This is a genomic window from Mesorhizobium loti CJ3sym, assembly GCF_000472785.1.
In the GTDB taxonomy this organism is placed as follows: domain Bacteria; phylum Pseudomonadota; class Alphaproteobacteria; order Rhizobiales; family Rhizobiaceae; genus Mesorhizobium; species Mesorhizobium loti_E.
The window spans coordinates 1-24,090 of the sequence record NZ_AXAL01000049.1 but is presented as its reverse complement, the minus strand read 5'-3'; the positions used below and the strand labels follow the sequence as shown (position 1 = coordinate 24,090).

Here is a 24,090-nt window from a genome sequence, read left to right as displayed (position 1 = left end):
GAGCTGATCGTGCCGATCGCCATGGAAGAGAAGCTGCGCTTCGCCATCCGTGAAGGCGGCCGCACCGTCGGTGCCGGCATCGTCGTCACCATCAAGGAATAATCGATCCGGCGCTGCCGGTCAGATAAGGAAAGGGCGGTCTTTGGGCCGCCCTTTTTCTTTTGGGTAGGCGATCGGCACCCGTATTGTCGAGGGGGCTGTTCAAATGGTTGCAGCGCGCCGTTTGCATGGTTGGGCCAGAACGCGCCAAGCCGTAGCTCTATTGGTTCTGCTGACAGCAGCGCTGGCGTTTCAAAATCCGGCGTTTGGAACCGGCTGTCCCGAACGCCCGGCCTGCAAGGGGTGCGGCTGCAAAGGAGGGCCTGGTTATCGTGGGCCTGACGGCAAGTGTGTCGGGTTCAAGGCACTGGACAAGATCTGCGGCGTGCCGCCGGAAACGCGGTGCATTTTCGAGAACGCGCCTGGCACCGGAGCGAACCATGACTGCGCCCTGGCTCCCAAAAAAGCCAAAGGCCAGACGCCCCTTTCAACACCTCAGTAGCCGTCCTCGGCGACAAATGACAAGGCGGCTCTCAGACTGCCTTTTTGCTCTTTTCACCTCAGCGATACCACGTGTCAGCGATCTCGAACCCTGTTGCAAGCCCTTGGACCTTGTCTAGTATAGGTTGCACCGAGGGAGCTTTGCTTACAGTGGTTCTGGAGCGCCGTTTGGACAGGGATGCATGGTGGTTGCAAGCGCTGGCTGGTCTGGCGCTATTGATTGCCATCGTCCTGTCCGTCCTGCCGGCGCAGGGTCAGGAGCAGTCGCTGGACATCCCGTCGATGCGGTTCGCTGTCGTGCGCAGCAATGCGCCGGGCTGCGAGCCCAATTGTCCGGAATGGATATCGGCGGAAGGCACCATCGAGGCTGAGACGCCGTCGCTGCTCAAGCGCACGCTCAAGACGCTCAAAGGCCGGCAATTGCCGGTGGTCGTCAATTCCCCCGGCGGCAATGTCGATGCGGCGGTGGCGCTTGGCCAGTTGATCCGCAAGAACAAGCTCGACATCGCCGTCGGCACGACGGTTTTTTCCGGCTGTGAGACGGAGATGAAGGATTGCGGGAATAACAAAGGCAAGAGCGCCGACTATTTCGGCACGGCCCATGACGACGGCGCCATGTGCAATTCTGCCTGCCCGCTGATGTTTTCCGGCGGTGTTCGCCGCGTCGTCGGGGATTTCGCCTATCTCGGCGTCCACCAGGTCACCACCACCTTCAGGCGCGAGAAGCTGCTCTATCGGACCACCTACCGGATCGTGAACGGCAAGAAGAAGATCCTCAGCACCAAGGTCGTCAGCCGCAAGAACGCGGGCAGCTACAAGACCTATGAAATGAGCAAGGCGGTCGAGAAGAAGCTTTCGGCCTATCTGCAAGAGATGGGGATAGGCGATGGTGTGTTCCTGACGATGAAGAACACGCCGGCCAGCGAAATCCATCAGCTGGTTCTCGCAAACATGCTTCGGATGAACCTCGTCACCTCCCTGGACACCGTCGAGCTTTTCACCGCCGCAACCATCTGCAAGGCAGATCCGATGACGGCGAATTGCCGGGAGATCCCGGCGGGCAAAGATACGAAGCCGGCGGACCTCCCGACCGCCCAGGCAAACCCGGCTGAAGCGACGACGCCGAAGGGCGCGGACATGCGCTTCGTTCTTGTCCGCGGCAGCAACCCGCTTTGCAATCCCGATTGCCCGGAATGGATCTCGGCGGAGGGTACGATCACCGCGCAGTCGCCGGAAAAGCTGCGCCAGGCGCTCGATGCCGTCGCCGGCCGACGGCTGCCGATCGTCATCAGCTCGCAAGGAGGCGATGTAGAGGGCGCGCTTGCCGCCGGCAGGCTGATCCGCGAGCACAAGCTCGACGTTGTCGTCGCCCACACCGATTTCGTGGATTGTGATCCCTCGGCGGATTGCCTGGCCAAGGACGGCATCCACACCGGGCTCACCGTCGAATCGGAGGGCGAATGTGCTTCGGCCTGTCCGATCATGGTTGCCGGTGGCGTCAAACGCATCATCGGCCCGGCCATTCGCCTCAGCGTGAGTTCCGTTGGGCCTGGGGACAAGGTCAAGGCTTATCTTGAGGAGATGGCGATCGGACCCGGCCTGTTCGCCGCCATACAGCTCTCCTCATCCAGCCGGCAGCTCTATCCGCAGGCGATACTGAAATTCGGGCTGGCGACCGGACGTCAGTCCGCCGATGAAATGACAGGCGCCACCATATGCAGGTCTGCTCCAAGGCCGGCCAATTGCCGGGTCATGCCGTCAGCCAACGCAGAAGCCGACATGCCGGCCAAACTGTAGCGCTGCATCTTTTGAACTGACCATCGAGGCAGGTTGAGGCCTGCCGGGTCTTTCCGTTATCGTCTGCGGTGATCGAGGACAGGTGGCCGCCATGCGCAAGGATCCAACACTCTACGAATGGGCCGGTGGCAGCGACGCCCTGAACCGGCTGACACAGACCTTCTATGACCAGGTGGCGCAGGACCCGATCGTCGGGCCGGTGTTCAAGGCGATGTCGCCGGATCATCCCGCCCATGTCGCGGCCTTCATCGGCGAGGTGTTTGGTGGGCCTAAAACCTACAGCGAGAAATTTGGCGGCCACCGCGAGATGGTCATGCATCATCTGGGCAAGCATCTGACCGAAGAACAGCGCCGCCGTTGGATCAATCTCCTTGCCGACGCCGCCGACACCGTCGGTCTGCCCGACGATCCCGAATTCCGTTCTGCTTTCATGGGCTATGTCGAATGGGGATCGCGGCTGGCCAAGATGAACTCGAATCTCGGTGAGACCTGCGATCCGAAAACCGAACCGATGCCGGCGTGGGGTTGGGGCGTGCCCGGCGGGCCGTATACGCCGCCGGAAACAAAGTAGCTTCCTTGCCGCCCCGGAGTGCAGGACTGATGCCGGAAGATATGAAGATCGTGCGCTGGCGCGAGCGGGAGGGACCCGGCCTTGAACATCTTGTGTTGCGGGAGCGGGCAGGGGAGGTCTTGGCCGACTCCGTCGTCATTTGCTCCGGCCAAACGTCGTTTGCCGTCCGCTATCGCATAGAATGCGATGCGAACTGGCGCGCCAGGAGTGTCACGGTCGACATGATCGGCTCTGGCCAGACCCTTATCCTTGTCTCCGATCGTGAAGGTCACTGGATTCGGGACGGCTTGGCCGTGCCCGAGCTCGATGGGGTGGTCGACCCTGATCTCACCGTCACGCCTTTCACCAACACGCTGCCGATCCGGCGCTTGCGGCTTTCCACCGGACAGAGCGCCGACATCACCACCGCCTTCATAAGGCTCCCTGCGCTCACGGTCGTCGCCAACCCGCAACGCTACACATGCCTCGAGGAGGGCAGGCGATATCTCTATGAATCGCGTGCCAGCGACTTCAGGCGGGAACTCGAGATCGACGCTGACGGGCTGGTCGTCACCTATCCCGATTTCTGGCAGAGGGAATGAAGGCGCGTTTGCGTGCAAACCACTCTTTACACAGAGCGCGGAAGCTTTTAGGAAGCCCCTGCTGCGCCGAGGCGCGCGATACGGGCATAGCTCAGTTGGTAGAGCGGCGGTCTCCAAAACCGCAGGTCGTAGGTTCGAGCCCTGCTGCCCGTGCCATTTCCCGAAATGGCCATCAAAACGAGATTTTTGCGGGTTGACCTTTGAAAATCGGCGACCCGCTTGCCATATTAGGCCAGTTGAGGCATAAGGGCGCCATAGCCGGGACGGAACGACTGGATGGTTCCGAGGCGGTGTTTGGTCATAAAGCGGGCACTTGCCACTTGCGTGGATCAAGAATCGGTTTTATGTAGACAGAACAGACACGCGACGCGTGGAGCTGGGAAGCCGGCTTTACGCGTCTGATTTGCATGGGCGAAACGATTGCGCTGATTCGGCGCGAGATTGGCTCAGGCGGCACGTCCCGGTCAGCGGGATCATCCAGGGGGCCCGGCCAACGGGTCTTGAAGACAGGCGGCATATGGCTTCGAAAACCACAAATCCTTTCGTCTTTCTCCAGCAGGTCCGCGCGGAGACAGCCAAGGTGACTTGGCCGTCGCGTCGCGAGACGATGATCTCGACGATCATGGTTCTGGCCTTTGCTGTGATCGCGATGATCTTTTTCTTCAGCGCCGATCAGCTGATGGGCCTCGCTGTCGAACAGCTTCTGGGAATTGGACGTTAAGTCCGGCGATTACGGAGAAGTCGAAAAAATGACTGCGCGCTGGTACATCGTCCACGCTTATTCGAATTTTGAAAAGAAGGTTGCTGAAGACATCGTCAACAAGGCCAAGCAAAAGGGCCTGTCCGCCGATATCGAGCAGATCGTGGTGCCGACCGAGAAGGTCGTCGAGGTTCGTCGCGGCCGCAAGGTCGATGCCGAGCGCAAGTTCTTCCCGGGCTACGTGCTCTTGAAGGCCAACCTGACCGACGCCGTGTTCTCGCTGGTCAAGAACACCCCGAAGGTCACCGGTTTCCTGGGGGACTCCAAGCCGGTGCCGATCACCGAGGCGGAAGCGCAGCGCATCCTGAACCAGGTGCAGGAAGGTGTCGAGCGGCCGAAGCCCTCGGTCACCTTCGAAATAGGCGAGGCGATCCGCGTTTCGGATGGTCCCTTCGCGTCGTTCAACGGCTTCGTCCAGGAAGTGGACGAGGAGCGGGCGCGGCTCAAGGTGGAAGTGTCGATCTTCGGGCGCGCCGTGCCTGTCGATCTGGAATTCGGACAGGTCGAAAAAGGCTGATCCGAAACTCCTGGTGCCGGTTCGGCGATCAGGGGAGGCGGCGCGGAAACGTGCAGCCTCGAGAACGGTGGGAGACGAGTGCGGCTTTAGCCGGCTGCATGGATCGCACCACCAGACTGCAACCGCCGGTTTTCCCAGATGATTGGGGCCGGCATAGACAAAGGCAGGAAAAGAGATGGCTAAGAAAATTGCAGGCCAGCTCAAGCTCCAGGTGAAAGCGGGATCGGCTACGCCGTCTCCCCCGATCGGCCCGGCGCTTGGTCAGCGTGGCATCAACATCATGGAATTCTGCAAGGCGTTCAACGCGCAGACCCAGGAAATGGAAAAGGGATCGCCGGTTCCGGTCGTCATCACCTATTACCAGGACAAGTCGTTCACCTTTGTCATGAAGACGGCTCCGGTGAGCTACTTCCTGAAGAAGGCGGCGAACCTCACGTCAGGTTCGAAGGAGCCGGGCAAGGTCAAGGCTGGCACCGTTTCGCGCGACAAGGTTCGCGAGATCGCCACTGCCAAGATGAAGGATCTGAACGCAAACGACGTCGAGGCGGCCATGCGCATGGTCGAGGGCTCCGCCCGCTCGATGGGTCTGGAAGTGGTGGGCTGAGATCATGGCAAAGATTGCAAAGCGCGTATCGAAGACCCGCGAAGGCGTTGATCCCAATAAGGCTTATGCCCTGGGCGATGCGTTGAAGCTGCTCAAGGACCGTTCCTCGGTCAAGTTCGACGAGACCATCGAAGTCGCGATGAACCTCGGCGTCGACCCGCGCCATGCCGACCAGATGGTCCGCGGCGTGGTCAATTTGCCGAACGGCACCGGCCGCTCGGTTCGCGTTGCCGTGTTCGCCCGTGGCGACAAGGCGGAAGAGGCCAAGGCCGCCGGTGCCGACATCGTTGGTGCCGAGGACCTGGTCGACATCGTCCAGAAGGGCACGATCGATTTCGATCGCTGCATCGCTACGCCGGACATGATGCCGCTGGTCGGTCGTCTCGGTAAGGTGCTTGGCCCGCGCGGCATGATGCCGAACCCCAAGGTCGGCACCGTCACCACCGACGTCGCCGCTGCCGTCAAGGCATCGAAGGGCGGCGCTGTCGAGTTCCGCGTCGAGAAGGCCGGCATCGTTCATGCCGGCGTCGGCAAGGTCTCGTTCGACGTCAAGGCGCTGGAAGAGAATATCCGCGCCTTCACAGATGCGGTGACCAAGGCAAAGCCGGCTGGCGCCAAGGGCAACTACGTCAAGAAGGTGTCGGTCACCTCGACGATGGGCCCGGGCCTCAAGCTCGACGTCTCGACGCTCACCGCGTCCTGATACGAACATATTAGATCGGCTGCTAAGCTGCTGATCCGCAAGTGAATTCCGGGCCTCCGACTTTGTTGGTGGCCCGGTACCGGAAGCCGAGAGGCTTCCGGACATCCTGTCCGAGATTGCAGGCGGCCCAGAAGCCTTAATTCAATTGGGCCTGCATGAGACGGGTGAAAACCGGACAACGGAGCGACTGCTCCAATGAAAGGTTCGAACCGTGTTTGCCTTTTGTCTGCGCATCGTCGGCCTGGCCGGTGGTGTGGCGAAAGGGGGCAGGATCCTCGAGCGTCGTTCGGGAGATCCGTTACTGGATGGCCCGACCGGCAAAAGGCAACCCGACGCCTGTCCTCGTGAATGGGATGTTCCCATTAACAGGATAGGGGTCAACTGGAGATAGGCAGTGGACAGAGCGGAAAAACGCGAACTCGTCACGGGCCTGAATCATGCGTTTTCGGGCGCAGGTTCAGTCGTAGTGGCCCACTATGCCGGTATCACCGTCGCGCAAATGAACGACCTTCGGTCGAAAATGCGCGCTGCCGGTGGCACCGTTAAAGTCGCGAAGAACCGTCTCGCCAAAATCGCTCTTCAGGGCACGGACTCCGCATCGATCATCGACCTGTTCAAGGGACAGACGCTGATTGCTTATTCGGAGGATCCGATTGCGGCGCCGAAGGTCGCGTCCGATTTCGCCAAGGGGAATGACAAGTTGATCATTCTCGGCGGTGCAATGGGCACAACCTCGCTCAATGCCGACGGTGTGAAGGCACTCGCCACACTTCCGTCGCTCAATGAGCTGCGCGCCAGGCTGGTTGGCATGATCGCCACGCCGGCAACCCGGATCGCCCAGATCGTCAATGCGCCAGCGGCTTCGGTCGCGCGCGTCATCGGCGCTTACGCCCGGAAGGACGAGGCGGCATGAGGCCGTTCCTCGCTATCACAAACACACGTTCGAACCTTATGAAGGAATACAACAATGGCTGATCTCGCAAAGATCGTAGACGACCTTTCGAAGCTGACCGTCCTCGAGGCGGCCGAGCTGTCGAAGCTTCTGGAAGAAAAGTGGGGCGTTTCGGCTGCTGCTCCGGTGGCTGTTGCCGCTGCTGGCGGTGGCGCTGCTGCCGCGGCTCCGGTTGAAGAGAAGACCGAATTCGACGTCGTTCTCGTCGAGGCCGGCGCTCAGAAGATCAACGTCATCAAAGAAGTCCGCGCCATCACCGGTCTTGGCCTCAAGGAAGCCAAGGACCTGGTCGAAGCGGCTCCGAAGCCGGTCAAGGAAGCTGTTTCCAAGGCCGACGCTGACAAGTTCAAGGCCCAGCTGGAAGCAGCCGGCGCCAAGGTCGAACTGAAGTAAGCGTAAAAGCGGCGGGCGGCCTCGCGCCGTCCGCCACTCCCTTCAGTCGGAAGGGAGCACGCGTAGCGCGAGATGTACGAGAACCTCTTTCCTGAGGGCCGTAAACGGCCTTCAGGAAACGGGTTTTCTACCGTTTTAGCCGGTCGCCGCCAAGCAATTGGTCAGGGCTGCCGGAGAACAGACAGAGGGCCGCCGCCCAGGCGGCTCGGTATGCAAGGCGAGCCGCGGCGAGGTTCGTCCCGAGTTTAGAGCTAAGGAGCGACGATGGCCCAGACCCAGACTTTCAATGGCCGCAGACGCGTACGCAAATTCTTCGGAAAGATTCCGGAAGTTGCGGAGATGCCGAACCTGATCGAGGTTCAGAAGGCATCCTATGACCAGTTCCTGATGGTGGCGGAGCCCAAGGGTGGGCGTCCGGACGAGGGACTCCAGGCCGTTTTCAAGTCGGTCTTCCCGATTCAGGACTTTTCCGGCTCCTCCATGCTGGAGTTCGTGAAGTACGAGTTCGAAGGACCGAAATTCGACGTTGACGAATGCCGTCAGCGCGACCTGACCTATGCCGCGCCGCTGAAGGTGACGCTGCGCCTCATCGTGTTCGATATCGACGAAGATACCGGCGCCAAGTCGATCAAGGACATCAAGGAGCAGGACGTCTACATGGGCGACATGCCGCTCATGACCTTGAACGGCACCTTTATCGTCAACGGCACCGAGCGCGTCATCGTCTCGCAGATGCACCGCTCGCCGGGCGTCTTCTTCGACCATGACAAGGGCAAGTCGCACTCGTCGGGCAAGCTTCTGTTTGCCGCGCGCGTCATCCCCTATCGCGGGTCGTGGCTCGATATCGAGTTCGATTCCAAGGACGTCGTGCACGCCCGCATCGACCGTCGTCGCAAGATTCCGGCGACCTCGCTGCTGATGGCGCTCGGCATGGACGGCGAAGAGATCCTGTCGACCTTCTACAACAAGATCACCTACAAGCGGGCCGGCGATCACTGGCGCATCCCGTTCAACGTCGAGCGTTTCCGCGGCCTCAAGGCCGTCGGCGATCTGGTCGACGCCGATACGGGCGAGATCGTTGTCGAGCAAGGCAAGAAGATCACCGCCCGCCAGGCCAGGGCGCTCGGCGAAAAGGGTCTCAAGGCAATCAAGGCGACCGACGAGGATCTGCTCGGCAATTACCTCGCCGAGGACATCGTCAACTACGCCACCGGCGAGATCTTCCTCGAAGCCGGCGACGAGATCGACGAAAAGACGCTGAAAGTGTTGCTTGGTACGGGCGAGAACGAGATCAAGGTTCTCGACATCGACCACGTCAATGTCGGCGCCTACATCCGCAACACGCTCAACGTCGACAAGAACGAGAGCCGCCAGGACGCGCTGTTCGACATTTATCGTGTCATGCGCCCCGGCGAGCCGCCGACGCTCGAAACCGCCGAAGCCATGTTCAACTCGCTGTTCTTCGACTCAGAGCGCTACGATCTGTCGGCCGTTGGCCGCGTCAAGATGAACATGCGCCTCGAACTCAAGGCCGAGGATACCGTGCGCGTGCTGCGCAAGGATGACATCCTGGCCGTGGTCAAGACGCTGGTTGAACTGCGCGACGGCAAGGGCGAGATCGACGACATCGACAATCTCGGCAACCGCCGCGTGCGTTCTGTCGGCGAGCTGATGGAAAACCAGTACCGCGTCGGCCTGCTGCGCATGGAGCGCGCGATCAAGGAGCGTATGTCCTCGATCGAGATCGACACTGTCATGCCGCAGGACCTGATCAACGCCAAGCCGGCGGCTGCCGCCGTGCGCGAGTTCTTCGGTTCCTCGCAGCTGTCGCAGTTCATGGACCAGACCAACCCGCTGTCGGAGATCACCCACAAGCGTCGCCTGTCGGCGCTTGGACCGGGCGGTCTGACCCGCGAGCGTGCCGGCTTCGAAGTGCGCGACGTGCACCCGACGCATTACGGCCGTATCTGCCCGATCGAGACGCCGGAAGGCCCGAATATCGGTCTGATCAACTCGCTGGCGACCTTCGCGCGCGTCAACAAGTACGGCTTCATCGAGAGCCCGTACCGCAAGATCGTCGACGGCAAGCTGACCAATGACGTCGTCTATCTCTCGGCGATGGAAGAAGCCAAGCACCATGTCGCGCAGGCCAACGCCGAACTCGACAAGAATGGCGGCTTCGTCGACGAGTTCGTCATTTGTCGCAGCGCCGGCGAAGTGATGATGGCGCCGCGCGAAAACGTCGACCTGATGGACGTGTCGCCCAAGCAGATGGTGTCGGTGGCCGCGGCTCTGATCCCGTTCCTCGAGAACGACGACGCCAACCGCGCGCTGATGGGCTCGAACATGCAGCGTCAGGCCGTGCCGCTGGTGCGCGCCGAGGCGCCGTTCGTCGGCACCGGCATGGAACCGATCGTTGCCCGTGACTCGGGCGCCGCCATCGGCGCCCGTCGCGGCGGCATCGTCGACCAGGTGGACGCGACGCGTATCGTTATCCGCGCCACCGAAGATCTCGATCCGGGCAAGTCCGGCGTCGACATCTACCGGCTGATGAAGTTCCAGCGTTCGAACCAGAACACCTGCATCAACCAGCGTCCGCTGGTGCGTATGGGTGACCGGGTCAACAAGGGCGACATCATTGCCGACGGTCCGTCGACCGAACTCGGTGATCTGGCGCTCGGCCGCAACGTGCTGGTCGCGTTCATGCCGTGGAACGGCTACAACTACGAGGACTCGATCCTGCTCTCCGAGCGCATCGTGGCCGACGACGTCTTCACCTCGATCCATATCGAGGAGTTCGAGGTCATGGCGCGCGATACCAAGCTCGGACCGGAGGAAATCACGCGTGATATTCCCAACGTCTCGGAAGAAGCGCTGAAGAACCTCGACGAAGCCGGCATCGTCTATATCGGTGCGGAAGTTCAGCCGGGCGACATCCTGGTCGGCAAGATCACGCCGAAGGGCGAAAGCCCGATGACGCCGGAAGAAAAGCTTCTGCGCGCCATCTTCGGCGAAAAGGCTTCGGACGTGCGCGACACCTCGATGCGCATGCCTCCGGGCACCTTCGGCACCGTCGTCGAGGTGCGCGTGTTCAATCGCCACGGTGTGGAGAAGGACGAGCGCGCCATGGCGATCGAGCGCGAGGAGATCGAACGCCTCGCCAAGGACCGCGACGACGAGCAGGCGATCCTGGACCGTAACGTCTACGCGCGTCTTTCCGACGTGCTCGTCGGCAAGGAAGCGATCGCTGGACCGAAGGGCTTCAAGAAGGGCTCGACGCTGTCCAAGGATACGCTCGACGAGTATCCGCGTTCGCAGTGGTGGCAGTTTGCCGTGGAGAACGAAAAGCTCCAGAGCGAACTGGAAGCCCTGCGTGGCCAGTACGACGACTCCAAGAAGGCGCTCGAACAGCGCTTCATGGACAAGGTCGAGAAGGTCCAGCGCGGCGACGAAATGCCTCCGGGCGTCATGAAGATGGTCAAGGTCTTCGTGGCGGTGAAGCGCAAGATGCAGCCGGGCGACAAGATGGCCGGCCGTCACGGCAACAAGGGTGTCGTGTCGCGCATCGTTCCGGTCGAGGACATGCCTTTCCTCGAGGACGGCACGCATGCCGATATCGTGCTCAACCCGCTGGGTGTGCCGAGCCGCATGAATGTCGGCCAGATCCTGGAAACGCATCTGGGCTGGGCTTGCGCTGGCATGGGCAAGAAGATCGGCGAGCTGATCGACGCGTATAAGGTGGCGGGTGATATCAAGCCGCTGCGCAAGACGCTCGAGAGCTTCATCCCGGCCAACGACCGCAACGAGCCGGTCCGCGAATATGACGACGAGAGCATTGTTCGCCTCAGCGAGCAGATGCGCCGCGGCGTCTCGATCGCTACCCCGGTGTTCGACGGCGCGCATGAGGCTGACATCAACATCATGCTGGAGCAGGCGGGCCTGCACACATCAGGTCAGTCGCAGCTCTATGACGGACGTACAGGCGAGCCGTTCGATCGCAAGGTGACGATGGGCTATATCTATATGCTCAAGCTTCACCATCTCGTGGACGACAAGATCCACGCGCGTTCGATCGGTCCGTACTCGCTCGTCACCCAGCAGCCGCTGGGCGGCAAGGCGCAGTTCGGTGGCCAGCGCTTCGGCGAGATGGAGGTCTGGGCGCTGGAAGCCTATGGCGCCGCCTACACGCTGCAGGAAATGCTGACGGTGAAGTCCGACGACGTCGCCGGCCGCACCAAGGTCTACGAGGCGATCGTGCGCGGCGACGACACCTTCGAGGCCGGCATCCCCGAGAGCTTCAACGTTCTCGTCAAGGAAATGCGGTCTCTCGGCCTTAATGTCGAGCTGGAGAACACCAAGCTCGACGACAACCCGATCCGGCTGCCCGACGCGGCCGAGTAAGACCAAGACATGGCGCGTCGCGGAAGCCTGCGACGCGCCTATCGAATTCGACGGCCAGTGGCCGACAAAGACGGCGGGCGTTTGGTCCGCGTTAGATGCAAGGGGTTTTCGAGGACCCCGAAAAGGAGAACGGCATGAACCAAGAGGTCATGAATCTCTTCAATCCGCAGGCGCCTGCGCAGGTGTTCGATTCCATCCGGATCTCACTGGCCAGCCCTGAGAAGATTCTGTCCTGGTCGTTCGGCGAGATCAAGAAGCCGGAGACCATCAACTACCGCACCTTCAAGCCGGAGCGTGACGGTCTGTTCTGCGCGCGCATTTTCGGCCCGATCAAGGACTATGAGTGCCTGTGCGGCAAGTACAAGCGCATGAAGTACAAGGGCGTCATCTGCGAAAAGTGCGGCGTCGAAGTCACGCTGTCGCGCGTCCGTCGCGAGCGCATGGGCCATATCGAGCTCGCGGCACCGGTCGCTCACATCTGGTTCCTGAAGTCGCTGCCCTCGCGCATCGGCACGCTGCTCGACATGACCCTGAAGGACATCGAGCGCGTCCTCTACTTCGAGAACTACATTGTCACCGAGCCTGGCCTCACCGCGCTGAAGGAGCACCAGCTGCTCAGCGAGGAAGAGTACATGATCGCCGTCGACGAATATGGCGAGGATTCGTTCACCGCCATGATCGGCGCCGAGGCCATTCATGACCTTCTGGCCGGCATGGACCTGGAGAAGATCGCTGGCGACCTGCGTTCGGAACTGGCTTCGACCACGTCCGAGCTGAAGCAGAAGAAGTATCTCAAGCGGCTCAAGGTCGTCGAGAACTTCATGGAATCCGGCAACCGTCCGGAATGGATGATCATGAAGGTGGTTCCGGTGATCCCGCCGGACCTGCGCCCGCTCGTCCCGCTGGACGGCGGCCGTTTCGCCACGTCCGACCTGAACGACCTCTATCGTCGCGTCATCAACCGCAACAACCGTCTGAAGCGGCTGATCGAGCTGCGCGCTCCCGGCATCATCGTGCGCAATGAAAAGCGCATGCTGCAGGAAGCCGTCGATGCGCTGTTCGACAACGGCCGTCGCGGCCGCGTCATCACCGGCGCCAACAAGCGCCCGCTGAAGTCGCTGTCCGACATGTTGAAGGGCAAGCAGGGCCGGTTCCGTCAGAACCTGCTCGGCAAGCGCGTCGACTATTCCGGCCGTTCGGTCATCGTCACCGGTCCGGAGCTCAAGCTGCACCAGTGCGGCCTGCCGAAGAAGATGGCGCTCGAACTGTTCAAGCCCTTCATCTATGCCCGTCTCGACGCCAAGGGTTACTCCTCGACCGTCAAGCAGGCGAAGAAGCTGGTCGAGAAGGAGCGTCCGGAGGTCTGGGATATCCTCGATGAGGTCATCCGTGAGCACCCGGTTCTGCTTAACCGCGCGCCGACGCTGCACCGCCTCGGTATCCAGGCGTTCGAGCCGATCCTGATCGAAGGCAAGGCGATCCAGCTGCATCCGCTGGTCTGCACGGCCTTCAACGCCGACTTCGACGGCGACCAGATGGCCGTTCACGTGCCGTTGTCGCTGGAAGCGCAGCTTGAAGCCCGCGTGCTGATGATGTCGACCAACAACATCCTGCACCCGGCTTCGGGCGCGCCGATCATCGTGCCGTCGCAGGACATGGTTCTCGGTCTCTACTATCTCTCGATCGTCAACCAGAACGAGCCGGGCGAAGGCATGGTGTTTGCCGACATGGGCGAACTCCAGCACGCGCTCGAGACCAAGGCCGTGACGCTGCATTCCAAGATCAGGGGCCGCTTCCGCACGGTCGATGCCGAAGGCAAGGTCGTGTCGAAGATCCATGACACCACGCCTGGCCGCATGATCATCGGCGAGCTTCTGCCGAAGAACGTCAACGTGCCTTACGACACCGCCAACCAGGAGATGACCAAGAAGAACATCTCCAAGATGATCGACACCGTCTACCGCCATTGCGGTCAGAAGGAGACGGTCATTTTCTGCGATCGCATCATGGCCCTTGGCTTCAGCCATGCCTGCCGTGCCGGCATTTCGTTCGGCAAGGACGACATGCTGATCCCGGACGCCAAGATCAAGCTGGTGTCGGACACCGAGGCGTTGGCCAAGGAATACGAGCAGCAGTACAATGACGGCCTGATCACGCAGGGCGAGAAGTACAACAAGGTCGTCGACGCCTGGGCCAAGTGCTCGGAAAAGGTCGCCGACGAAATGATGGCCCGCATCAAGGCGGTCGAGTTCGAGGACAATGGCCGTCAGAAGCCGATGAACTCGATCTACATGATGTCGCACTCCGGTGCGCGTGGCTCGCCCACCCAGATGCGTCAGCTCGCCGGCATGCGCGGCCTGATGGCCAAGCCGTCGGGTGAAATCATCGAGACGCCGATCATCTCGAACTTCAAGGAAGGCCTGACCGTGCTCGAGTACTTCAACTCGACCCACGGCGCCCGCAAGGGTCTGGCCGACACCGCCTTGAAGACGGCGAACTCGGGCTACCTCACCCGTCGTCTGGTCGACGTGGCGCAGGACTGCATCGTCAACTCCGTGGATTGCGGCACCGACAAGGGCCTCACCATGCAGCCGATCGTCGATGCCGGTCAGGTCGTTGCTTCGGTGGGTCAGCGCGTGCTGGGCCGTACCTCGCTCGACGACATCACGCATCCGGTGTCGGGCGATGTTCTGGTCAAGGCCGGAACGCTGATGGACGAGCGTGACGTGGAGAAGATCGAAAAGGCCGGCGTGCAGTCGGTCCGCATTCGTTCGGCACTGACCTGCGAAGTCAGGATCGGCGTCTGCGCGGTCTGCTACGGGCGCGATCTGGCTCGCGGCACCCCGGTCAACCAGGGTGAAGCCGTCGGCGTCATCGCGGCGCAGTCGATCGGTGAGCCGGGTACCCAGCTCACCATGCGTACCTTCCACATGGGCGGTACCGCGCAGGTGGTGGATAGCTCGTTCCTTGAAGCCTCCTATGAGGGCAAGGTCGAGATCCGCAACCGCAACGTGGTGCGCAACTCCGACGGCCAGCAGATGGTCATGGGCCGCAACATGGCGGTTCTGATCCTCGACGAAGCCGGCAAGGAGCGTGCCTCGCACCGCCTCACCTACGGTTCGCGCATCTTCGTGGACGATGGTGACAAGGTGAAGCGCGGCCAGCGTATCGCCGAGTGGGATCCCTATACACGTCCGGTCCTCACCGAAATCGAGGGCAGGGTGTCGTACGAGGATCTGGTCGACGGCATCTCCGTTCAGGAAACGGCCGACGAGTCGACCGGCATCACCAAGCGTGAGGTCATCGACTGGCGCTCGACGCCACGCGGCAACGACCTCAAGCCGGCGATCGCCATCCAGGACGCCAAGGGCAAGGTCGGCAAGCTGTCGAAGGGCGGCGACGCCCGCTTCCTGCTCTCGGTCGAGGCCATTCTCTCGGTCGAGCCGGGCTCGCAGGTTCGTCCTGGCGACGTTCTGGCGCGTATCCCGATGGAAAGCGCCAAGACCAAGGACATCACCGGCGGTCTGCCGCGTGTTGCCGAACTCTTCGAGGCACGTCGTCCGAAGGATCACGCCATCATCGCCGAGATCGATGGCACGATCCGCTTCGGCCGCGACTACAAGAACAAGCGCCGCATCATCATCGAGCCGCATGACTCGACGCTTGAGCCGGTCGAATACCTGATCCCGAAGGGCAAGCCGTTCCATCTCCAGGACGGCGACGTCATCGAGAAGGGCGACTACATCCTCGACGGCAATCCGGCGCCGCACGACATCCTGGCGATCAAGGGCGTGGAGGCACTTGCTTCCTACCTCGTCAACGAAATCCAGGAAGTCTACCGCCTGCAGGGCGTGCAGATCAACGACAAGCACATCGAGGTGATCGTTCGCCAGATGCTGCAGAAGGTCGAGATCACGGTGCAGGGCGACTCGACCTACATTCCGGGCGACCACGTCGACGTGATCGAGTTGGAAGAGGTCAACGAGCGCTTGGTCGAGGACGGCAAGAAGCCGGCCGAAGGTCTGCCGGTGCTCCTGGGCATCACCAAGGCCTCGCTGCAGACGCCGTCCTTCATCTCGGCCGCCTCCTTCCAGGAGACGACCAGGGTGCTGACGGAAGCCGCGGTTGCCGGCAAGACCGACATGCTCCAGGGCTTGAAGGAAAACGTCATCGTCGGCCGGCTTATCCCGGCCGGCACCGGCGGCACGATGAGCCAGATCCGGCGCATCGCCACCTCGCGTGACGAACTGATCATCGACGAGCGCCGCAAGGCCTCCGGTGTGGAAGTGGCCGAGCCGATGCTGGCCGACATGACAACCGCCGCGCAGTAAGCGCGGCGGCCAAAAATCTCAGGCAACAAGGCCGTCGGGGCAACCCGGCGGCCTTTTTGTTTTCCTGGGCATGGCGAAGTTGGTATCGATGGCGGTGAGAGGTCCACGCGTTCCTACCCTTTCGCGTTTCGGCTCTCGATCGGAGACGAGAACGATGAGCAAGAAGATTTGGGCTGCTGTAGACGACTACATCGTTGATGCCCTGTTCGAAGCGGATCCCGCCCTCGACGCTGTTCTGGCCGCCAACCGTGACCAGGGTTTGCCGCCGATCGACGTCTCGCCGGCGCAAGGCAAGCTGCTTTCGCTTCTTGCGCGAATTCAGGGAGCTAGGAAAATCCTCGAAATCGGCACGCTGGGGGGCTACTCCACGATCTGGATGGCGCGAGCGTTGCGGATGGACGGCAAGATCGTGACGCTTGAACTCGATTCGCACCACGCCAAGGTCGCGCAGTCGAATTTCAGACGGGCAGGCGTGTCGGAGCGGGTGGAACTGCGGGTCGGGCCGGCCCTTCAGTCGCTCGCCGCTTTAAGCGCTGAGAACGCCGGGCCGTTCGATCTCATCTTCATCGACGCCGACAAGCCGAACAACCCGAATTATTTGTCCTGGGCGATGCGGCTTTCGCGGCCGGGAACGGTCATTATCTGTGACAACGTCATTCGCGACGGCGCCGTGCTCGATGAGGGTGGCCATGACGCCAATGTCGTGGGGGCTCGGGCAGCGTTCTCGTTCATCGGCGGCGACAAGCGCCTTGACGGCACCGCTATCCAGATGGTCGGCGCCAAGGGCTATGACGGCTTTGCGATTGCGATAGTCGAGTGAGTCAACGATGTTGCTACAACAGTTGCCGATTTGAGGACTGGGCAGGTGGCAAAATTGGTGGAAGGCGTTTGCAAACTGACCGGATCGACTGGAAAGTTTGTAGATTCTCACCTTATCCCGAAAGCGCTTACCAAGGCGGGCGGCTTAGGTGAGCCGTTCACTCAAGGTGGTATTGGAAGACGACCGGTCACGCGGCATAGCAGTTGGTACGACCAACGACTTGTGACAGAGGAAGGTGAAGCGATACTCGCCAAGCTCGACGACTGGGCTATTCGGGAACTGCGAGACGCCAAGCTGATATGGAGTGGGTGGGGTCCGATGATGACCCTCACCGACAATGAGCTAATCCCGGGAACCGATTGGGGTATTCGCCGCGTCGAAGGAAAGGACTGGAAGCGGCTCCGAATCTTTTTCCTAAGTTTGTTGTGGCGGGCAGGGGCTTCGACGAGGGAGGAGTTTTCGGATGTGCAGCTTTCTGATAGTGACCTAAAAGCGCTGCGCACGATGATCCTTAATGAGAACCCCGAGCCGATCGATTATTTTCAGATTGAGCTAACCCAGCTTTCAACATTTGGGTTCGAACACAACCAAACCCCAATCGCCAGAGTTAAAACGGCACCTGGAGTTGGCGGCGAGCCGGACCATCAAGTTCCCTTCTACCGCTTCTATTTTGATGGATTGATCGTTCATTTTGATCGGCGCCCCATTGCTGAAGTCCAAAAGCGACCATTGGAAGAGCTAGTAGTCGGTTACGGAGACCGCCTATGGGTAACTACCGTTTCCTATTGGGGCTCGCTTCAACGGAAAATACTTGAGCGCATGTGGGAAGAGGCGGACAAATGGCCCTAGGAAACGGCTCCGTCACTTGCTCAGGTATTCTTCAGTCGAAAAACGCCTCGACCACGTTGCGCTTGCCGAGCATGAAGGCGTCGGCGACATGCTGCAGCGGCGCGAGATCGACATCTGAGGCACCGGCGCGCACGATCTCGGCGAAACGCTTGTAAAGCATCGGGTATTCCGCTTCCGGCTCCTCGTGCACGACCTGGCCGTCGACCGCGAGCTTCGAACCACCGCCCGACAGCACCATCTTACCGGCATCCGTATCGGCCAGGATGTCCCAGCTTTGCGGGCCGGTCTGCAGCCAGTCTAGGTCCATTGTCACCGGCAATCCGTTCGAGGTGCGGAAGGTGACCTGCGCCGCGACGGGGGCAGCGCGGTTTTCTGGAAAGTCGAGCACGGCCGCGGTGATGAACATCGCCGGCAGGATGTGGGTCGCGATCGACAGCGCGTTGATGCCGGGATCGAAGACACCGAAGCCGCCAGGCGCCCAGATCCAGTCCTGATTCGGATGCCAGCGGCGCACGTCCTCTTTCCAGACAATCGCAGCTGACCGGATTCGGGCCGAAGCCAGGAAGGCGCGCGCGGCCTCCACCGCCGGCGCGTAGCGCGAATGCCAGCTGGCGAACAGCGAGACGCCGTTTTTCGTGGCCAGCACCTTGAGGTCCTCGACCTCGCTGACCGTGGCGCCCGGCGGCTTCTCCAGAAAGACATGTTTTTTCGCCTCGAGCGCGGTGCGCGCGGCATCGTAACGGAATTGCGGCGGCATGCAGAGCGAGACGGCCTCGAGCTCCGGCACCGCGTCGAGCATTGCTTCGATGGTCGGGAAATTCGGGATGCCGTCGACCTTGCCGTGCCGGCTGGCAGCCGCGACCAGGCGATAGTCCTGGTCTTTCGCCAGGGCCGGCAGGTGCTGGTCGCGGACGATCTTGCCGACGCCGACAATACCTATCTTGATGGGCTGGGACACGGACGCTCCGTCTGTTTGATGATTTTGAGCGTTTCTATCAGAACACTTGGCCCCGGCAAGCCGAAGCCGCCGGGTGGCAGCCGAAAGCTCAGCCCCAGCTTTCCTCGAATTGCAGCGCGAGCTTTCCGCCCGCCAGAAAGGCCTCGATCGCCGGTTCGAAAGGCGAGGGGTCGAGGTCGTTGGCTGTCAGCCATTCATCCGAATAGTAGGTGTTGGCATAGCGGTCGCCGGAATCGCAGATCAGCGTCACCAGCGAACCCGTCTTGCCATGCTCGATCATGCGCGCGGCCTGAAAGCACATGGCGATGAAGTTGGTGCCGGTCGAGCCGCCGACGCGGCGGCCAAGCCGGCGCGACAAAACCCGCATCGCCGCCAGCGATACGGCATCCGGCACCCGCAGCATGTGATCGATCACGCCAGGCACGAAGGACGGCTCCATGCGCGGTCGGCCAATGCCCTCGATGCGCGACGGCTGTTCGCAGCGACAATCGCGATCGTGCGTGGCAAAGCCTTCGAAGAAGGCGGAGCGCTCTACGTCCGCAACCGACAGCCGCGTGGCGTGCCGCTTGTAGCGCAGGTATCGGCCAATCGTGGCGGTGGTGCCGCCCGTACCGGCACTCATCACGATCCAGCTTGGGATGGGATGCCGCTCCTCGCGCATCTGTCCGAAGATGGAATCAGCAATGTTGTTGTTGCCGCGCCAGTCGGTGGCGCGCTCGGCATGGGTGAACTGGTCCATGAAATGGCCGCCGAGCCGTTCGGTGAGCTCGGCCGACTCGGCATAGATGCGTCTGCCGTCGTCGATGAAATGGCAGTTGCCGCCATAATGCTCGATCGCGGCGATCTTTTCGCGCGACGTCGATCGGGGCATCACCGCATAGAACGGCACGCCGATCATGCGGGCGAAATACGCTTCCGACACCGCTGTTGAGCCTGATGAGGCCTCGACCACCGGCGTGCCTTCGCGGACCAGGCCATTGCACAGAGCATAGAGAAACAGCGAACGCGCCAGCCGGTGCTTCAGGCTGCCGGTCGGATGGGTGGATTCGTCCTTGAGATAGAAGTCGATTCCAGTCAGCGCCGGCAGGTCGAGTTTCCAGAGGTGTGTGTCGGCCGAACGATGCTGGTCGGCTTCGATAGCAGCGACCGCCCCGTCGGCCCAGGTCCGGGATGCAGGTCCACTCGCTTTTGGTTGGGCCATGGGCATCTTGGTTTCAGATCGGTACGTCGAAGGTGACGATCGAGACTTCGCCTTCGAGCGCGCCCTGGAAAGCCGACAGATGCGGCTCGTCATCCGGTACGCCTTCCATGTCGCCGATCTGGTCGAGTTCGGCCTCGGCGTAACCCTCCGCGGCGAGCGATTCGAGCACGCGGCGCACCGCCGAATCGTCATCGGGCGCAACCAGCATCACATGCACGCCTTCCGGCTTGCCGCCCTTCTTCTTCCACACGCGGCCGGTGACGATGGTGACCGGCCGTTCCTCATTGTCGTTCACGGGTCGATTCCTCCGAATGAGGGGATTGGGGCTGCTCATGCGGCTTTTTCGCATGAAGCATGGCTTTGCGACAGTCGAAAGCCGGTCACTTTCTTCCTCGCACTTGCAAAACGGCGAAAGAAAATTACATGCGGTTTTCGCATAGCCGCAAAGCCCCGGCTTCGATGCAATATTTGGCACTCCGGGGTTGACGGTTCGCGGGCTTACGAGTAGAAGCCGCCCAGTCAGAACCGATGTGAGGCTCTCCCTTCCGAAGCGACACGCTTTGGAGTTTGCCTCAAACAGGGTTCGTTTTACGAGCGAAAAGACATTTCCGGCGTGCACGAAGCGGGTTCCGCTTCCTCTGCCATTTGTTCGGGCAAGACCGCGAGGCGCGGTTTATGGCCCGAATTTGCGTATGGAAATGACGCTTTGAGCGGCCCTGACCGGGCGAGACACGGAATTGAGAGACAAGAGGGTTTAATGCCTACCGTCAACCAGCTGATCCGCAAGCCGCGCATAGCGCCGGTGAAGCGCAACAAGGTCCCGGCCATGCAGCAGAACCCGCAGAAGCGGGGCGTCTGCACGCGCGTCTATACAACGACGCCGAGGAAGCCGAACTCGGCGCTGCGCAAGGTGGCCAAGATCCGCCTGACCAATGGTTTTGAAGTGATCGGGTACATCCCCGGCGAAGGTCACAACCTTCAGGAACACTCCGTGGTCATGATCCGCGGCGGCCGCGTCAAGGATCTTCCGGGCGTTCGCTACCACATCATCCGCGGCGTCCTCGACACGCAGGGCGTGAAGAACCGCAAGCAGCGCCGTTCGAAGTACGGCGCCAAGCGTCCGAAGTAAGATTTTCCGGCCCTGGCGCTTGAATGCGTCGGGCTATGAGATTGAGAGACAAAAGCCATGTCGCGTCGTCACAGTGCAGAAAAGCGTGAGATCAATCCGGACCCGAAGTTCGGCGATCTGATTGTCACCAAGTTCATGAACGCCGTCATGTATGACGGCAAGAAGTCGGTTGCCGAGACCATCGTCTACGGCGCGCTCGACCAGGTTCAGTCCAAGACCAAGCAGGAGCCGGTCACCGTCTTCCATCAGGCGCTCGACAATGTCGCGCCGCATGTGGAAGTGCGTTCGCGTCGTGTCGGCGGCGCCACCTACCAGGTTCCGGTCGATGTGCGCCCCGAGCGTCGTCAGGCGTTGGCCATCCGCTGGCTGATCGCTGCTGCCCGCAACCGCAACGAGACCACCATGGTCGACCGCCTCTCCGGCGAGCTGATGGACGCGGCCAACAACCGCGGCACGGCCGTCAAGAAGCGTGAAGACACCCACAAGATGGCTGAAGCCAACCGCGCTTTCGCGCACTACCGCTGGTAAAGCGCGAACGAGACTGAGAGGCAGCTACGATGGCCCGCGAATACAAAATCGAAGACTACCGCAATTTCGGTATCATGGCGCATATTGACGCCGGCAAGACGACGACCACCGAGCGCGTCCTCTATTACACGGGCAAGTCGCACAAGATCGGCGAAGTGCACGACGGCGCTGCCACCATGGACTGGATGGAGCAGGAGCAGGAGCGCGGCATCACCATCACGTCCGCCGCGACCACGACCTTCTGGAAGGGTCGCAGCGGCAAGATGTACCGTTTCAACATCATCGACACCCCCGGACACGTCGACTTCACCATCGAAGTCGAGCGTTCGCTGCGTGTGCTCGACGGCGCTATCGCGCTACTGGATGCCAATGCCGGTGTTGAGCCGCAGACGGAAACCGTCTGGCGCCAGGCCGACAAGTACCGCGTCCCGCGCATGATCTTCTGCAACAAGATGGACAAGATCGGCGCCGACTTCTACCGCTCGGTCGAGATGATCGGTTCGCGCCTTGGCGCGCATGCCGTCGTCATGCAGCTGCCGATCGGTGCCGAGACCGAGTTCAAGGGCGTTGTCGACCTCGTCGAGATGAACGCGCTGGTCTGGCGCGACGAGACGCTGGGGGCTGCCTGGGACGTCGTCGAGATCCCGGCCGACCTTCAGGCTCGTGCGGAAGAATACCGCGAGAAGATGATCGAGGCCGCCGTCGAAATGGACGAGACGGCGCTTGAGAATTACCTCGAAGGCAAGATGCCGTCGAATGACGAGATTCGCGCGCTGATCCGTAAGGGCACAATCGCGGTCAAGTTTTACCCGATGTTCTGCGGCTCGGCCTTCAAGAACAAGGGCGTGCAGCCGTTGCTCGACGCCGTCGTCGAATATCTGCCTTCGCCGGCCGATGTTCCCGCCATCAAGGGCGTCGATGCCAAGACCGACGCTGATATCGAGCGTCATGCCGACGACAACGAGCCGCTTTCGATGCTCGCCTTCAAGATCATGAACGACCCGTTCGTCGGTTCGCTCACCTTTGCCCGCATCTACTCGGGCAAGCTGACCAAGGGCATCTCGGTCGACAACACCGTCAAGGGCAAGAAAGAGCGCATCGGCCGCATGCTGCAGATGCATGCGAATTCGCGCGCCGACGTCGAAGAGGCTTTTGCCGGCGACATCGTCGCTCTGGCTGGTCTCAAGGACACGACCACCGGCGACACGCTGAGCGATCCGCTGCACCCGGTCATCCTCGAGCGCATGGAATTCCCCGATCCGGTCATCCAGATCGCGATCGAGCCGAAGACCAAGAACGACCAGGAAAAGATGGGCCTCGCCCTTCACCGCCTGGCCGCCGAGGATCCGTCCTTCCGCGTCAAGACCGACGAGGAATCCGGCCAGACCATCATTTCCGGCATGGGCGAACTCCACCTCGACATCATCGTTGACCGCATGCGTCGCGAGTTCAAGGTCGAGGCCAATGTCGGCGCGCCGCAGGTGGCCTATCGCGAGACGATCACCCGTAGGCACGAGCAGGACTACACGCATAAGAAGCAGACCGGCGGTACCGGTCAGTTCGCTCGCGTCAAGATCGTCTTCGAACCGAACCCGGAAAGCAGCGAGTTCGAGTTCGAAACCAAGATCGTCGGCGGCGCCGTGCCGAAGGAATACATCCCCGGTGTCGAAAAAGGCATCAACAGCGTCATGACTTCGGGTCCGTTCGCCGGCTTCCCGATGATCGGTGTCAAGGCAACGCTGATCGACGGCGCTTACCACGATGTGGACTCGAGCGTTCTGGCCTTCGAAATCGCCGGTCGCGCTTGCTTCCGTGAAGCCGCACCCAAGCTTGGCGTGCAGCTGCTCGAGCCGATCATGAAGGTCGAGGTCGTCACGCCGGAAGATTATGTCGGCAGCGTCATCGGTGACCTGAACGGCCGTCGCGGCCAGATCCAGGGCCAGGAAGCGCGCGGCGTGGCCGTCGTCATCAACGCGATGGTGCCGCTCGCCAACATGTTCAAGTACGTCGACAACCTGCGCTCGATGAGCCAGGGCCGCGCGGCCTACACGATGCAGTTCGATCACTATGAGCCTGTGCCGACCGCGGTCGCCCAGGAAGTCCAGAAGAAATACGCGTAACCCCGACGGGTTGCATCGGTAACTTAATTCAAGGCCCGCACGGGCGAGCAGGATTGGAGACATCACATGGCAAAAGGTAAATTCGAGCGTAACAAGCCTCATGTGAACATCGGCACGATTGGTCACGTCGATCATGGCAAGACGTCGCTGACGGCGGCGATCACGAAGTATTTTGGCGAATACAAGCGCTACGACCAGATCGATGCGGCGCCTGAGGAAAAGGCCCGTGGCATCACCATTTCGACGGCTCACGTCGAATACGAGACGGCTGCCCGCCACTACGCCCACGTCGACTGCCCCGGCCACGCCGACTATGTGAAGAACATGATCACCGG

20 protein-coding genes, 1 tRNA gene and 1 pseudogene are annotated in these 24,090 nt (G+C 61.3%); 19 read left to right on the top strand and 3 right to left on the bottom strand.

From position 1 onward, the window contains the following. From A3A9_RS43560 to A3A9_RS0135360, 15 genes and pseudogenes are all read left to right on the top strand, one after another. Nucleotides 1-102, top strand: a pseudogene (locus tag A3A9_RS43560) (EF-Tu/IF-2/RF-3 family GTPase); the annotation flags it as partial. Nucleotides 103-708: 606 nt separating this feature from the next. After that, nucleotides 709-2,337: a hypothetical protein gene (locus A3A9_RS0135425; RefSeq protein ID WP_430515911.1), complete on the top strand. Its 1,629-nt coding sequence runs from the start codon at nucleotides 709-711 to the stop codon at nucleotides 2,335-2,337. Between the two features lie 91 nt (nucleotides 2,338-2,428). Next, complete coding sequence (locus A3A9_RS0135420; protein ID WP_027062697.1) at nucleotides 2,429-2,908, top strand: group II truncated hemoglobin; 480 nt, start codon at nucleotides 2,429-2,431, stop codon at nucleotides 2,906-2,908. 29 nt (nucleotides 2,909-2,937) lie between these two features. After that, nucleotides 2,938-3,489, top strand: a complete 552-nt coding sequence (locus A3A9_RS0135415; RefSeq protein ID WP_051371490.1) for a putative glycolipid-binding domain-containing protein — start codon at nucleotides 2,938-2,940, stop codon at nucleotides 3,487-3,489. Nucleotides 3,490-3,569: 80 nt separating this feature from the next. Next, nucleotides 3,570-3,645: transfer RNA gene (locus A3A9_RS0135410), tRNA-Trp, on the top strand. Between the two features lie 361 nt (nucleotides 3,646-4,006). Continuing rightward, the gene (gene secE, locus A3A9_RS0135405) at nucleotides 4,007-4,210 is read left to right on the top strand and encodes a preprotein translocase subunit SecE (RefSeq protein ID WP_027028825.1); all 204 of its coding nucleotides are present in this window, start codon (nucleotides 4,007-4,009) and stop codon (nucleotides 4,208-4,210) included. Between the two features lie 28 nt (nucleotides 4,211-4,238). Beyond that, nucleotides 4,239-4,766, top strand: a complete 528-nt coding sequence (gene nusG / locus A3A9_RS0135400; protein ID WP_027028826.1) for a transcription termination/antitermination protein NusG — start codon at nucleotides 4,239-4,241, stop codon at nucleotides 4,764-4,766. 175 nt (nucleotides 4,767-4,941) lie between these two features. Further along, nucleotides 4,942-5,370 (top strand): 50S ribosomal protein L11, encoded by a 429-nt coding sequence (gene rplK, locus A3A9_RS0135395; RefSeq protein WP_013531410.1) that lies wholly within the window; start codon nucleotides 4,942-4,944, stop codon nucleotides 5,368-5,370. A 4-nt stretch (nucleotides 5,371-5,374) separates the two neighbouring features. After that, nucleotides 5,375-6,073, top strand: coding sequence for a 50S ribosomal protein L1 (gene rplA / locus A3A9_RS0135390; protein WP_027062695.1), 699 nt, complete (start codon nucleotides 5,375-5,377; stop codon nucleotides 6,071-6,073). A gap of 394 nt (nucleotides 6,074-6,467) precedes the next feature. Further along, on the top strand, nucleotides 6,468-6,986 hold the full coding sequence (gene rplJ / locus A3A9_RS0135385; RefSeq protein WP_027062694.1) for a 50S ribosomal protein L10: 519 nt from the start codon (nucleotides 6,468-6,470) through the stop codon (nucleotides 6,984-6,986). A 54-nt stretch (nucleotides 6,987-7,040) separates the two neighbouring features. Beyond that, nucleotides 7,041-7,418: a 50S ribosomal protein L7/L12 gene (gene rplL / locus A3A9_RS0135380; RefSeq protein ID WP_027028829.1), complete on the top strand. Its 378-nt coding sequence runs from the start codon at nucleotides 7,041-7,043 to the stop codon at nucleotides 7,416-7,418. 264 nt (nucleotides 7,419-7,682) lie between these two features. Then, a complete protein-coding gene (gene rpoB / locus A3A9_RS0135375; RefSeq protein WP_027062693.1) occupies nucleotides 7,683-11,819 on the top strand; it encodes a DNA-directed RNA polymerase subunit beta in 4,137 nt (1,378 codons plus the stop codon). A 134-nt stretch (nucleotides 11,820-11,953) separates the two neighbouring features. Then, nucleotides 11,954-16,150, top strand: a complete 4,197-nt coding sequence (gene rpoC, locus A3A9_RS0135370; protein ID WP_027062692.1) for a DNA-directed RNA polymerase subunit beta' — start codon at nucleotides 11,954-11,956, stop codon at nucleotides 16,148-16,150. Between the two features lie 154 nt (nucleotides 16,151-16,304). Beyond that, nucleotides 16,305-16,970 carry an O-methyltransferase gene (locus A3A9_RS0135365; protein WP_027062691.1) on the top strand — a complete coding sequence of 222 codons (666 nt, stop codon included), beginning with the start codon at nucleotides 16,305-16,307 and terminating at the stop codon, nucleotides 16,968-16,970. A 45-nt stretch (nucleotides 16,971-17,015) separates the two neighbouring features. Further along, a complete protein-coding gene (locus A3A9_RS0135360) occupies nucleotides 17,016-17,819 on the top strand; it encodes a hypothetical protein (protein ID WP_152536280.1) in 804 nt (267 codons plus the stop codon). Between the two features lie 31 nt (nucleotides 17,820-17,850). On the opposite strand, the gene A3A9_RS0135355 is transcribed toward A3A9_RS0135360, so the two are convergent. From A3A9_RS0135355 to A3A9_RS0135345, 3 genes are all read right to left on the bottom strand, one after another. Then, on the bottom strand, nucleotides 17,851-18,777 hold the full coding sequence (locus A3A9_RS0135355; protein WP_027062689.1) for a Gfo/Idh/MocA family protein: 927 nt from the start codon (nucleotides 18,775-18,777) through the stop codon (nucleotides 17,851-17,853). 88 nt (nucleotides 18,778-18,865) lie between these two features. Continuing rightward, nucleotides 18,866-19,978 (bottom strand): PLP-dependent cysteine synthase family protein, encoded by a 1,113-nt coding sequence (locus tag A3A9_RS0135350; protein ID WP_027062688.1) that lies wholly within the window; start codon nucleotides 19,976-19,978, stop codon nucleotides 18,866-18,868. A 13-nt stretch (nucleotides 19,979-19,991) separates the two neighbouring features. After that, nucleotides 19,992-20,273 (bottom strand): hypothetical protein, encoded by a 282-nt coding sequence (locus A3A9_RS0135345; RefSeq protein WP_027028835.1) that lies wholly within the window; start codon nucleotides 20,271-20,273, stop codon nucleotides 19,992-19,994. Between the two features lie 462 nt (nucleotides 20,274-20,735). On the opposite strand from A3A9_RS0135345, the gene rpsL reads away from it, so the two are divergent. From rpsL to A3A9_RS40635, 4 genes are all read left to right on the top strand, one after another. Further along, nucleotides 20,736-21,107: a 30S ribosomal protein S12 gene (gene rpsL / locus A3A9_RS0135340; protein WP_027062687.1), complete on the top strand. Its 372-nt coding sequence runs from the start codon at nucleotides 20,736-20,738 to the stop codon at nucleotides 21,105-21,107. Between the two features lie 57 nt (nucleotides 21,108-21,164). Then, nucleotides 21,165-21,635, top strand: a complete 471-nt coding sequence (gene rpsG / locus A3A9_RS0135335; RefSeq protein ID WP_008875664.1) for a 30S ribosomal protein S7 — start codon at nucleotides 21,165-21,167, stop codon at nucleotides 21,633-21,635. A 29-nt stretch (nucleotides 21,636-21,664) separates the two neighbouring features. Continuing rightward, nucleotides 21,665-23,755: an elongation factor G gene (gene fusA / locus A3A9_RS0135330; RefSeq protein WP_027028836.1), complete on the top strand. Its 2,091-nt coding sequence runs from the start codon at nucleotides 21,665-21,667 to the stop codon at nucleotides 23,753-23,755. Nucleotides 23,756-23,821: 66 nt separating this feature from the next. Beyond that, on the top strand, nucleotides 23,822-24,090 hold a 269-nt coding region (locus A3A9_RS40635), incomplete at its 3' end, for a GTP-binding protein (RefSeq protein WP_033839122.1).